This window comes from Sphingobium rhizovicinum (genome assembly GCF_042647625.1).
Lineage (GTDB): Bacteria > Pseudomonadota > Alphaproteobacteria > Sphingomonadales > Sphingomonadaceae > Sphingobium > Sphingobium rhizovicinum.
Window position 1 is genome coordinate 2,319,753 of sequence record NZ_JBHRVU010000004.1, and the last position, 11,787, is coordinate 2,331,539.

Here is an 11,787-nt window from a genome sequence, read left to right on the forward strand (position 1 = left end):
CTGGGATGACGGTGTCTCCCCTACTCCCCCATCGCCTTCACCGCACCCTTATGCGCTTTGGCGTTATGAACATAATGGTCCACCCCTTCGCGCATGTCGATCAGCGCTTCGTCGCTCAGGTCGCGCATGAACTTTGCCGGGCGCCCGGCCCATAGCTGGCGGTGCAGCACGCGCTTGCCCGGTGAGAGCAGGGCGCCCGCGGCCAGCATCGCGTCGCTTTCCACCGTACAGCCGCTCATCACGATTGCGCCCAGCCCCACGAACGCCCGGTCCTCCAGCACGCAGCCATGGATCATCGCCATATGGCCGATCAGCACATCTTCCCCGATGATCGCGGGCCAGCCATCGGCCGGACGGCCGTCGGCGCGGTCGCCGGGGCTGTCGCAATGGATGACCGTGCCGTCCTGCACATTGGTCCGCGCGCCGATCCGCACCCGGTTCACATCGGCCCGGATCACGCAATTATACCAGATGCTGGCATCTTCGCCGATTTCCACATCGCCGATGATCCGGCATCCCGGCGCGATGAAGGCGCTGGGGTGGATGCGGGGGGTCTTGTCGCCAAAGGGGATGATGCTGACATCTGGATAGTCTGGGGCAGACAATTCACTTTCCTTTCTCATGGTCTGATCTTCAGCACCGGCAGGATGCTGGCATGGTCGTCGGTCCAGGCGGAAAAGCGGGGGCGCGGGCGCAGCAATTGCCAGTCCTGCGGCCGGGTCAGATATTCCAGGCGGTCCAGTTGCGCCGGGTCGCGCGACAGGGCAACCCATAAAGACGCGGCATAGTGGCGGGCCTCATCCCGCTTGTCCGGCACATAATGGCGCAGCCGCGCGTGCCAGCCCTCCGCCGCCGCATCCCCCGCCACCACCGGGCGCAGGTCCAGATAGCGGTTGGAAATATGGATCATCAGCAGCCCATTAGGCGCCAGACGGCGGCTATAGACGGCCAGCGCTTCCCGCGTGAGCAGATGCAGGGGAATCGAATCAGAGGAGAATGCGTCGATCACCAGCAGGTCCGCGCCGCCGGCCGGCTGCTGCGCCAGCGTCATGCGCGCATCGCCGATGACGATGTCGGCATGTGGCTGGCAGCGGGACAGGAAGCTGAAATCGGCCGGATTGCGGGCGATGGCCACCATCGCCGGGTCGATCTCGTAAAAGCGCCAGCGCTGGCCGGGGCGGATATAGCAGGCCAGCGTCCCCGCCCCCAGCCCGACCACATCGACCCGCGCGTGCGGCCCGAACAGCGCGGGCGCATGGCGCATCGCCATCCCCACGCCCGACAGCGGCGCATAGTAGCTGGTGGCGTCCCGTTCATGGCCGGGCTTCAGATTCTGGATGCCGTGCAGCGTCGTGCCGTGGAACAGGATGCGCTGGTCCGCACCCTTGTTCGCGACACCATAAACGCCGAAATAGCTGCGCGTCAGCATGCCGCTGGCCGATTGGGACAGCTTTTCCCATCCGCTAAGGCACAGCATCAGATAGATCAGCATCCCTGCGCTGAGCGCGCGATGCCCCAGCGCCATCACGCCCATGGCGATGATCGCCAGGAAACAGGCGGTCTTGACCGGCGGCGAGGCAAGGCCGGGCGCCAGCCCTCCGCCGATGATCGACAGGCCAAGGCCCAGCAGCAGCATCGCGCAGGCCAGCCAGACACGGCGTTGCGGATTTTTCCACAACAGGCGCGGCAGCCGCAGGAAGGGATCGCGCGCGGGCAGCAGCAGCGCGGCGGCCCCCAGCAGCATCGGATATTCATAGGTCCAGTCGAAGATCAGCGGCGCCAGCAGCGCGCAGAACAGCCCGCCGATCATGCCCCCCACCGACAGGATCAGATAGAAGCGGGTCAGATGCGCCGGGGCGGGGCGCAGATCATAAAGATAGGCGTGCAGCGCGGTCGACGCCACGAACAGCACGGTGACGATGCCCAGCGCAATGAAGACCGGGAAATGCACCCCGCCGGTAAAGGCGATGCACGCCCCGATCAGCAGGACCAGAGGCGCCGTCAAGGTGCAGAGATTGGCGACGCCGCGCCCATTGGCGAAAGCCGCGCTGAAACTGAGCAGATAGAGGCCCAGCGGCACCACCCAGAGCAAGGGCATGGCGACGATGTCGGTGGTGAGATACAGGCTGGTCGCCAGCATCAGGCCGGAAGGCACCGCCGCCAGCGCCATCCAGTGCAGCATCATGCGCCATGATGGCGGCGGCGCGGCATCCTGCTGCGCAGCGACGGTGGCGCTATCGGGCGGCAGGCGGCGGGCGCTGGCGTAGACCAGAAAGAAGAGCAAGCCATAGCAAAGCGACCAGAGAATGCTCTGCGCCTTCAGCGTCAACAGCGGCTCGACCAGCAGCGGATAGGCGATCAGCCCGCCAAAGCTGCCCAGATTGGACGCGGCATAGAGCGGATAGGGATCGCCGCCATCGGCGATCGCAAACCAGCGCTGAAGCAGCGGCGCCTGCGCGGCGACGACGAAGAACAGCGGCCCGATCGACGCGCCGATCAGCCAGAGCACCCAGAGGGCCGGCTCGATCGTAGCGGGCGGCTGCCATCCCGCGAGGCCGATCGGCAGGAAGATGGCGGACAGCAGGAACAGCGCGAGATGGATCAGCGCCTGTCGCCGCGCCGGCACGCGCCCCAGCAGATGGGCATAGCCATAGCCCGCCAGCAACAGCGCCTGATAGACCAGCATGGCGGAGTTCCACACCGACGGCGCCCCGCCCAGACGCGGCAGCGCCATGCGGGCGATCATCGGCTGGACGAGGAAGAGCAGGAAGGATCCCGCGCAAATGGTCAGGACGAAGCGAGCGCGCGTTCCGATCAATATCCATCCCCTGTCCTGCCCCTGCGCCATGGTCATGCCGCAACCATGGCCTGCGGTTCAAGGGGGAGATGGGTGTCCGTCAGGATGATCCAGCGCATAGACGATGTGGCGGCGGAGCGGATGCCCCTGCGCGAAGGCGGGATGATCGAAATCCATCTCTTCCCGTCGGGTCATGCCCAGCGCGCGCATCAGGCCCCAGGATGCGCTGTTGCCCGGCACCGTATAGGCGACCACCCGCCGGTCGGGCAGGTTGAGGCGGCACCAGTCGATCGCGGCGCGGGCCGCTTCCTTCGCCAGTCCCCGCCCCCAATGGCTGGCGGCCAGCCGCCAGCCCAGTTCCACTTCGCCATAGATGGGCGTGCCGGCATGCCGCCCCCGGCGCGGGCCGCAAAAGCCCAGGATCGCGCCATCCGCGCGGCTTTCCATGATCCAGAAGCAATGGCCGGCATCCGCCTGCATCTGCGCCATAGTCTGCTGCATGGCGGCATAATGGCTGCGCGGCTGCGATCCGCCCAGCCAGCGCATCACATCGGGCGTGTCGAGCGCCTGCATGAACGGATCGACGTCCTCCTGCCGCCAGCCGCGCAGGATCAGCCGATCCGTTTCAAGCCGGAATTCAGCCATTCAGCAGGCGCGCGGCGTGCAGCGCATGATAGGTCAGCACCCCCGAGCAACCCGCCCGCTTGAACGCCATCAGCGTTTCCAGGATCAGCGCGTCGCGATCCCCTGCGCCCGCGGCGGCGGCATGTTCGATCATCGCATATTCGCCCGACACCTGATAGGCGAAGACCGGGACGGAGAAGCGATCGCGCACCCGCGCGACAATATCCAGATAGGGCAGGCCCGGCTTCACCATCACGCTGTCCGCCCCTTCGGCCAGATCGAGCGCGACTTCGCGCAGCGCCTCTTCGCCGTTGGCGGGGTCCATCTGGTAGTTCTTCTTGTCGCCCTTCAGCAGACCGCGCGATCCCACCGCGTCGCGGAACGGGCCATAGAAGGCGCTGGCATATTTGGCGGCATAGGCCATGATCTGGACATTGGCGTGGCCATTTTCCTCCAGCGCCTCGCGGATCGCGCCGATCCGGCCATCCATCATGTCGCTGGGCGCGATGATGTCCGCGCCCGCCGCCGCCTGATTGAGCGACTGGCCGATCAGCACGTCGATCGTCGCATCATTGACGACATAGCCCGTCTCATCGAGCAGCCCGTCCTGCCCATGAACCGTATAGGGGTCCAGCGCCACATCGGTCAGGATGCCGATGTCGGGCACCGCATCCTTGATCGCGCGGATGGCCCGGCACATCAGATTGTCGGGGTTCAGCGCCTCTTCGCCATCGTCGCTGCGCCGGTCGGCCTGGGTATTGGGGAACAGCGCCAGACAGGGAATGCCGGCATCGCGCGCTTCCTTCGCACGGGCGACCATCAGGTCGACGGACCAGCGCGACACGCCGGGCAGCGCGGCGATCGGTTCCTCCACGCCTTCGCCTTCGGTCACGAACAGCGGCCAGAGGAAATCGCTGGGCGACAGGCGATTTTCGGCGTGCATGGCACGGCTCCAGGCCGAGGCGCGGGTGCGGCGCATGCGCAGCGCCGGATAAAGTGCATGGGTCATGGCCAGCGGTGTAGGCCCGCCCGCCGGGGGGATCAAGCCGGGCACATTGTCCCAGCGGCCCTAGCCATGTTCCCAGCCGAGCCGGTCGGGCAAGGGCATGACCGCGCCGTCGATCATCAGTGCCAGGCCTGCACCCTGCGTTACATAGCCGACCGGAATAGCGCGCACCGGTGGCGTCTTGCTGCGCGGCAGGGCGAACAGCAGTTCATAATCGTCGCCCGCGCGGGCGGCGGCAATCTGCACCGCCACGCTTGCCCCCCGCGCCCGTTCCAGCGCGCGCGACAGGGGGATATGGTCGATGGTCACGGCGACGCCGCTGGCCTGCGCCATGCGGGCGGCGTCGATCAGCAGGCCGTCGGACAGATCCATCATAGCCGTGGCGACGGGCGCAATCAGCGCCCCTTCGGCAATGCGCGGACGGGGCCGACGATAGGCGTCGACCAGCGGACCGGACGCCGCCGGATCGGCGCTGGCCAGCGCCAGCCCCACACCCGCGTCGCCCACTGGCCCGGTGACATAAAGCATGTCGCCCGGCTGCGCGCCGGTGCGGGTGGGGACGACGCCGGTCGCTTCGCCGATCGCGGTCAGGCTGTAACTGCGCGCCGATCCGGCCGGCATCTTCACCGTGTCGCCGCCCAGCAATGGCATAGCGTGCCGGTCGAGCGCCTCGCCAAGCCCCGCAATGAAGGCTTCGTCCCAGGCTTCGTCGCCCGATAGCGCATAATTGAGCAGACAGCCGACCGGCCGCGCGCCCTTCGCCGCCAGATCGGACAGGTTCACCGCCGCCAGTTTCCAGCCAATGTCGGCCGGCGGATCGGTGGGCAGGTAATGCACCCCCTCGACCATCGTGTCGCTGGTCAGGATCAAGCGGCTGTCGCCCACGGGCAGCACCGCGACATCATCCATCAGCCCCTGCGCCGCCGGATCATGGGCGAGCAGGCGCAACAAGGTGAGGAAGCGGGATTCGGCGGACATGATCCCTATCTATACGGGCGGATGGCGGAAGGCTTTACTTGCGCACGTCCTTCGACACGCCGTCGAGCAGGCCGTTGACGAAGCCCGCTTCGCGCTTGTCGTAGAATGCGTGGGCGACATCGACATATTCGCTGATGACGGTGCCGGTGCCGATATCGGCGCGGGCCAGCAGTTCATAGGCGCCCGCGCGCAAAATCTGGCGCATCGGCTTGTCCAGCCGGTCGAGGCTCCAGCCGCTGGATAGGCGCGCCGTGATCAACGCGTCAATCTCGCCGCGACGACGATCCACGCCCTGCACGATATCGTCGAAGAAAGGCTCCTCCGCCTGCGCATAGGTGACGTCCTCGATCGTCGCGCCCAGGCGGTGCTGATGAAATTCATGCAGCAGGATATGGACGGGCGTGCCCTCCATTTCGAGCTGGTAAAGCGCCTGCACCGCGGCAAGGCGCGCGGCGGAGCGGGATTTGGAGCGGTCGTTCATAGCGGTCCTATATAAACCGTTCGGGCTGAGCCTGTCGAAGCCTCGTTCTTCCTTCATGAAGAAAATACGGCCCTTCGACTTCGCTCAGGGCGAACGGGGGTTATTGTAATCTCAAAGCCACCGAAGCGGCATGGGCTGGCAGCCCTTCGGCCTGCGCCAGCGCGACGGCGGCGGGGCCGATCGCGCCGATGGCGGCGGGCGTCAGGCTGAGGAAGCTGGTGCGCTTCATGAAGTCGAGCACGGACAGACCCGAGGAGAAGCGCGCGCGGCGGCCGGTGGGCAGCACATGGTTCGGCCCGGCGACATAATCGCCCACCGCTTCCGGCGTCATGCGCCCAAGGAAGACGGACCCGGCATGGCGGACCTGCGCGAAATAGCGGTCGGGATCGTCCACGGCCAGTTCCAGATGTTCGGCCGCGAGCCGGTCGACCAGCGGCATCGCCTCGTCCAGATCGCGCACGACGATGATCGCGCCATTGGCGTCCCAGCTGGCGCGGGCGACGGCGCTGGTCGAAAGCGCCGGTATCTGGCGCTCCACCGCCTGCGCCACCGCATCGGCAAAGACCGCATCGTCGGTGAACAGGATCGACTGGCTGGTCGGATCATGCTCCGACTGGCTGAGCAGATCGGCAGCGGTCCATTCGGGATCATTCTTGCCATCGGCGACGACGACGATCTCGGACGGGCCAGCCACCATGTCGATGCCGACCACGCCATAAAGCTGGCGCTTGGCTTCGGCGACCCAGGCGTTGCCCGGACCAGTGATGACGTCGACGGGCCTGATCCGGTCGGTGCCATAGGCAAGTGCGGCGACGGCCTGCGCGCCCCCTACCCGCCAGATTTCCTCGATCCCCGCAATCTGCGCGGCGGCGAGGACAAGCGGGTTGATCTCGCCATTGGGGGTCGGCGTGACCATGGCGATGCGCTGCACGCCCGCGACCTTGGCGGGGATCACATTCATCAGCAGCGAACTGGGGTAAGCAGCCCGCCCGCCCGGCACATAGAGGCCTGCGGCGTCAACCGCGCTCCAGCGCGCGCCCAGACGCACGCCGGCGCTGTCCACGCCGTCGCTGTCCACCGGCTTCTGCTTTTCATGATAGGCGGTGATGCGCGCAGCCGCGAGTTCCAGCGCGTCGCGCAATTCTGTCGAAAGCCCATCGAGCGCCGCGCGGGTTTCCGCCGCCGTCACCGCCCAGCCGCTGACATTCAGGTCATGCCGGTCAAAACGCTGGGTATAGTCGGCCAGCGCTGCGTCGCCCCCCGCACGCACGGCCTTCAGGATCGCGGACACATCGCGCGACACATCCTCGTCCGCTTCCCGCCGGGCATCGACCAGCGCGGTAAAGGCGGACGCGAAATCGGCGTCAGTGGTGGAGAGCTTAAACGGCATCCTTCACCCCCACGGCGGCGCGGAAGGCGTCGATCAGCGGCGTCAGTTCAGCCGACCGCATCTTGTAGGCGGCGCGGTTGACGATCAGGCGCGCGCTGATTTGCATGATGATGTCGGTTTCCACCAGACCATTGGCCTTGAGCGTCGCGCCCGACGACACAAGGTCCACGATGCGACGCGACAGGCCCAGCGATGGCGCGAGTTCCATCGCGCCGTTCAGCTTCACGCATTCGGCCTGAAGCCCCCGCGCTTCATAATAGCGGCAGGTGAGGTGCGGATATTTGGTCGCGACGCGCACATGGCTCATCGCCGCCTGATCTTCGTCAGCGGCGTCGACCGGCTCGGCGACGGACAGGCGGCAATGGCCGATGTCGAGGTCGACGGGCGCATAAAGTTCGGAGTAATTAAACTCTTCCACCACATCGGAACCGACGATGCCGATCTGCGCCGCGCCATGGGCGACGAAGGTGGCGACGTCGAAGGCGCGCACGCGGATGATCGACACATCGGGCCGGTTGGTGGCGAAACGCAGCGCGCGGCTCTTCTTGTCATGAAACTCCGCCTCCGGTTCGATACCGGCTTTGGCGAGCAGGGGCAGCGCTTCATCAAGGATGCGGCCCTTGGGGATGGCGAAGGTGAGGGAGCGAGTCATGACGCGCGCGCCTTACGCGCCGGGGCGCAAAAGGGCAAGGTTGCGCGCCTGTTCCAACCGTCCGGCTTCTGCGCTAAGCCGCCGCCATGCGCTGCATCCATCATATCGCCATCATCTGTTCCGACTATGAACGCTCGCGCGCTTTTTATCGCGACATAGTGGGCTTTCCCGTCATCCGCGAAGTGTGGCGCGCCGAACGGGAATCGTGGAAATGCGATCTCGACGCGGGGAATGCCCAGATCGAGCTGTTTTCCTTTCCCACGCCCCCTGCCCGCCCCAGCCGCCCGGAAGCTTGCGGGCTGCGCCATCTGGCCTTCCTGATCGACGACATCGATGCGGAGGTCGCGCGGCTGAGCGCAGCGGGCGTGGCGTGCGAACCCATCCGCATCGATCCCTATACCGATCAGCGCTTCACCTTCTTCACCGATCCCGACGGCCTGCCGCTGGAATTGTATGAACGGGCGGCGTGACGCGGCATACACCGGATCAAAAGTCCCCCGTTCGGCCCTTCGACTTCGCTCAGGAGAGCTTGTCGAAGCCCTGTTTTCCTTTGAACTTTGAAAGGAAGTACAGCTCTTCGACATTCGGCCGAGACAAGTGTCTCGGTCGAACAGGGCGAACGGATTAAATGTGAAGTCCGCCTCCCCTACTTAGCGAAGCGTTTGAAGAAGCTGTCCGCATTCCAGCTTGGCCGCGCCGGGCTGTTCGCGACGCGCAGGGTGACGGCGGTGACATAATCATTCAGCTTCGCCGTTTCGGCCGGCAGAACCGGCTGGTTCAAATCGTCGAAGGGCGAATGATAGAGGTTGGCGCGCCACGCCTTCTCCGTCTCCGCTTCGGGCGTGCCCGCCTTGAACCCATATTTGAAGAACAGCGCGGGAATGCCTTCGCGAATGAAGGCATATTGGTCCGACCGGATGAAGACGTTGCGATCCGGGAAGGGATCCGGCGTGATCGGCAGGTTCATCGCCGCGCTGACCGCCGCCGCATCCTGCCCCAGGCTGCTCTGGTCATAGCCGATCGGCGTGACGGCGGTCAGCGGGAAGATGGGCAGCGCCATGTCGAAATTGAGGTCGGCGACGATCGCCTTCTGCGGCACGGTGGGCCGCCGCGCAAAATAGCGCGCGCCCAGCAGGCCCTTTTCCTCGGCCGTGACGAAGGTGAACAGGATCGATCGTTTCGGCTTCTCCTTCCCGGCCTTCAGCGCCCGCGCGATTTCCAGCAGGCTGGCGACGCCCGACGCATTGTCGAACGCGCCATTATAAATGGCGTCGCCCTTCATCGGCGTGCCGACGCCATAGCCGTCCAGATGGGCGGACAGGACGACATATTCGCTGCGCAGCTTCGGATCGCTGCCGGGCATGACCGCCACGATATTGGGCGAGGACAGATCCCGGCGCCTGGCCGCCACCTGCGCCTTGAAGCGTAGCGCCAGCGGGAAGCTGGCGACCGGCGCGGAGGCGTCAGCAGCGGCGGCGATCTTTGCGAAATCCTGCCCCGTTCCTTCAAAGAACATCGCCGATTTGGCCGGATCGAACTGCGCGCCCAGGAAAGCCGCACCCGTATCACGCAGCGTCGCATCGGCATAATAAAGCGCCGGCGCGCTGGCCAGCGCGACCCGGCGCACCCACGGAATTTCCACCTGCCCTGGCGTCACCAGCGTGATGAGGCCGACTGCGCCCTGCTGCGCCAGCCAGTGCGCCCGCTCCGACCGGGCGTGCGATTTGAGCGCGCCCGAAATCGTCGCCGGCCCGCCAGACAGCACCACGACGATCTTGCCCTTCAGGTCCAGCCCGGCAAAATCATCATGCCCCGCTTCGGGCAGGTGCAGGCCATAGCCGGCAAACACCATCGGCGCGTCGATGCTTTCGGGCACCGGCCCGCCGCCGCCCGAAAAGATGAGGTCGCCCGGCACCGCCAGCGTCACCGCCCCCTGCGGCCCGACCAGCGACGCGCTGCTCTGGTCCGACTGGATGACCTGCTCGACAAAGGCGACCGGCTGCTTGTAGCCGTCCACGCCCATGGGCTTCAGCCCCAGCGCCTGCAATTGCCCGATCACATAGTCGGCCGCGCGATCATAGCCCGGCGTGCCGGTGCCGCGCCCTTCCATCCCGTCATTGGCGATCGCCTGCACATGGCTCCACCAGCGCGCGCCCTTCTCTTCATCGGTTTCGGCATGAGCCGGGACGGCGAGCGCCAGCAGCGGCAGGGCGATGAGGGACAGGCGCATGGGGGAGACTCCGCGATTTCAATATACTAATCTTGCTTGAAGAAGCCCGACGAACAAGGGGCTTGGAACCGCCACCCCGGATGTGTATTATAGTCGCAATACACATAGGAGACCGATGATGCCCCGCTCCCTTCCCCTGATCGCTCTGGTCGCAGCCGGCATGGCCCTGTCGACCAGCGCCTGTTCGCGCACCGACGAGACGCCGGCGGCCGACGAAGTCGCCCGTTCGGCCCAGGACTGGTCGAGCCTCAAGGACTTTACCGCGATCGACGCGACCGGGCCGGACAATGTCGCCGTCACCATCGGCAGCACCTTCTCGGTCAAGGCCGATGGCGATGCGCAGGCGGTCGCCGATCTCGACATCAAGGTTCAGGGCGACAAGCTGGTGATCGGCCGCAAGTCGAAGGGCAACTGGAGTTGGGACCGCAAGGATGGCGACCGGGGCGCGACCGTTCATGTCACCATGCCCGCCATCCGCTCCGCCGACCTGACCGGCGCGGGCGATTTTGACCTCGACAAGGCGGAAGGCGATAGCCTGTCCCTCTCGCTCACCGGCGCGGGCGATTTCCGCATCGGGGCGGTGAAACTGAAATCGCTCAGCACCGACATTACCGGCGCGGGATCGGTCAAGATCGCAGGCGCCGCCGACGAAGCGACCCTGTCCATCACCGGCGCGGGCGATATCGATGCCGAAGCGCTGAAGGTCGGCCGGGCGAAGATCGACATATTGGGCGCGGGCGACATCGACATTGCCTCCGACGGCCAGGTCGCTATCAGCATCATGGGACCGGGCGACGTGACAGTGAAGGGCAAGGCGCAATGCACGACCAAGGGTGTGGGACCGGGCGAAGCGCGCTGCGCGCCCTGAGCGCGGCGGGTCTGATTGCCGGCCTGATGATCGCCGCGCCCGCCGGTGCGGCGACGCGCGGCTTCACCATCACCAGTTTCGATGCGATCCGGGTCGAAGCGCCCGTGACCATCATCCTGACCACCGGCGCGGGCGCATCGGCGCGGGCGGAGGGCGATCAGGCGATGCTCGACCGGCTGAAACTGGACGTATCGGGCCGGCTGCTCACCATCACCGCCGATCGCGCGCGCAATGGAACGAAGAGCGGCGGCGCGGCCACGCTGCGCCTGTCAACCGGCGCGCTGGAGCGGGTGATGCTGGCAGGCGGCGGGTCGCTGTCGATCAACCGGATGAAGGGGCTGCGCGGCGACATCATCGTCGGCGGCAATGGCGATGTCAGCGTGGCGGCGGTCGACCTCGACCAGATCGGCGTCACGATGGCGGGCGGCGGGCGCGTGGCGCTCAATGGCCGGGCCGGCGTCGCCACCATCCGCCTGTCCGGTCCCGGCACGATCGCCGCCGAACCGCTGCGGGCGCGGCAGGCGACCATAACCAATGACGGCGCGGGCAGCCTGACCCTGACCACCGACGTCACGGCAAAGATCATCGCCACCGGATCGGGCAATGTCACCATCGCCGGCAAACCCGCGTGCAGCGTCGACAATCGCGGCGTCGGCCGCGTGCTGTGCGGCGGCGAAACCTATTGAGCACTGCAATGTCAGACAGTTGAGCCGCGCCAAGGTTGACGCTGCCCTGCCCCGTCCATAGCCTCACCGTCAGGC

At 66.4% G+C, this 11,787-nt stretch carries 12 protein-coding genes; 3 read left to right on the top strand and 9 right to left on the bottom strand.

Going from position 1 to position 11,787, the window contains the following annotated elements; translation table 11 throughout:
• Nucleotides 1–20 precede the first annotated feature (20 nt).
• The 8 genes from ACFOKF_RS12375 to hisG all read right to left on the bottom strand — a co-directional run bounded on the left by ACFOKF_RS12375 (nt 21) and on the right by hisG (nt 7,928).
• The gene (locus ACFOKF_RS12375) at nt 21–623 is read right to left on the bottom strand and encodes a gamma carbonic anhydrase family protein (RefSeq protein ID WP_380795979.1); all 603 of its coding nucleotides are present in this window, start codon (nt 621–623) and stop codon (nt 21–23) included.
• Nucleotides 620–2,854 carry a spermidine synthase gene (locus ACFOKF_RS12380; protein WP_380795980.1) on the bottom strand — a complete coding sequence of 745 codons (2,235 nt, stop codon included), beginning with the start codon at nt 2,852–2,854 and terminating at the stop codon, nt 620–622. Before ACFOKF_RS12380 ends, ACFOKF_RS12375 begins: the two co-directional genes overlap by 4 nt.
• A 21-nt stretch (nt 2,855–2,875) precedes the next feature.
• A complete protein-coding gene (locus ACFOKF_RS12385) occupies nt 2,876–3,442 on the bottom strand; it encodes a GNAT family N-acetyltransferase (protein WP_380795982.1) in 567 nt (188 codons plus the stop codon).
• On the bottom strand, nt 3,435–4,430 hold the full coding sequence (gene hemB / locus ACFOKF_RS12390; RefSeq protein WP_380797777.1) for a porphobilinogen synthase: 996 nt from the start codon (nt 4,428–4,430) through the stop codon (nt 3,435–3,437). The genes ACFOKF_RS12385 and hemB overlap by 8 nt, the downstream gene beginning before the upstream one ends.
• A 60-nt stretch (nt 4,431–4,490) precedes the next feature.
• A complete protein-coding gene (gene thiL / locus ACFOKF_RS12395; RefSeq protein WP_380795983.1) occupies nt 4,491–5,405 on the bottom strand; it encodes a thiamine-phosphate kinase in 915 nt (304 codons plus the stop codon).
• 34 nt (nt 5,406–5,439) lie between these two features.
• Nucleotides 5,440–5,886 (bottom strand): transcription antitermination factor NusB, encoded by a 447-nt coding sequence (gene nusB / locus ACFOKF_RS12400; RefSeq protein WP_380795984.1) that lies wholly within the window; start codon nt 5,884–5,886, stop codon nt 5,440–5,442.
• 100 nt (nt 5,887–5,986) lie between these two features.
• The gene (gene hisD / locus ACFOKF_RS12405; protein WP_380795985.1) at nt 5,987–7,276 is read right to left on the bottom strand and encodes a histidinol dehydrogenase; all 1,290 of its coding nucleotides are present in this window, start codon (nt 7,274–7,276) and stop codon (nt 5,987–5,989) included.
• Complete coding sequence (gene hisG / locus ACFOKF_RS12410) at nt 7,266–7,928, bottom strand: ATP phosphoribosyltransferase (RefSeq protein ID WP_380795986.1); 663 nt, start codon at nt 7,926–7,928, stop codon at nt 7,266–7,268. Before hisG ends, hisD begins: the two co-directional genes overlap by 11 nt.
• 86 nt (nt 7,929–8,014) lie before the next feature.
• Between hisG and ACFOKF_RS12415 the strand changes: the two genes are divergently transcribed.
• Complete coding sequence (locus tag ACFOKF_RS12415; RefSeq protein ID WP_380795988.1) at nt 8,015–8,398, top strand: VOC family protein; 384 nt, start codon at nt 8,015–8,017, stop codon at nt 8,396–8,398.
• A 176-nt stretch (nt 8,399–8,574) separates the two neighbouring features.
• Here the strand turns inward: ACFOKF_RS12415 and ACFOKF_RS12420 are convergent, their stop codons facing one another.
• Nucleotides 8,575–10,158, bottom strand: a complete 1,584-nt coding sequence (locus ACFOKF_RS12420) for a M28 family metallopeptidase (RefSeq protein ID WP_380795989.1) — start codon at nt 10,156–10,158, stop codon at nt 8,575–8,577.
• Between the two features lie 115 nt (nt 10,159–10,273).
• On the opposite strand from ACFOKF_RS12420, the gene ACFOKF_RS12425 reads away from it, so the two are divergent.
• Together ACFOKF_RS12425 and ACFOKF_RS12430 are read left to right on the top strand one after the other, a co-directional pair.
• On the top strand, nt 10,274–11,026 hold the full coding sequence (locus ACFOKF_RS12425) for a head GIN domain-containing protein (protein ID WP_380795990.1): 753 nt from the start codon (nt 10,274–10,276) through the stop codon (nt 11,024–11,026).
• Nucleotides 10,978–11,712 carry a GIN domain-containing protein gene (locus tag ACFOKF_RS12430; protein ID WP_380795991.1) on the top strand — a complete coding sequence of 245 codons (735 nt, stop codon included), beginning with the start codon at nt 10,978–10,980 and terminating at the stop codon, nt 11,710–11,712. The genes ACFOKF_RS12425 and ACFOKF_RS12430 overlap by 49 nt, the downstream gene beginning before the upstream one ends.
• Nucleotides 11,713–11,787: the final 75 nt, after the last annotated feature.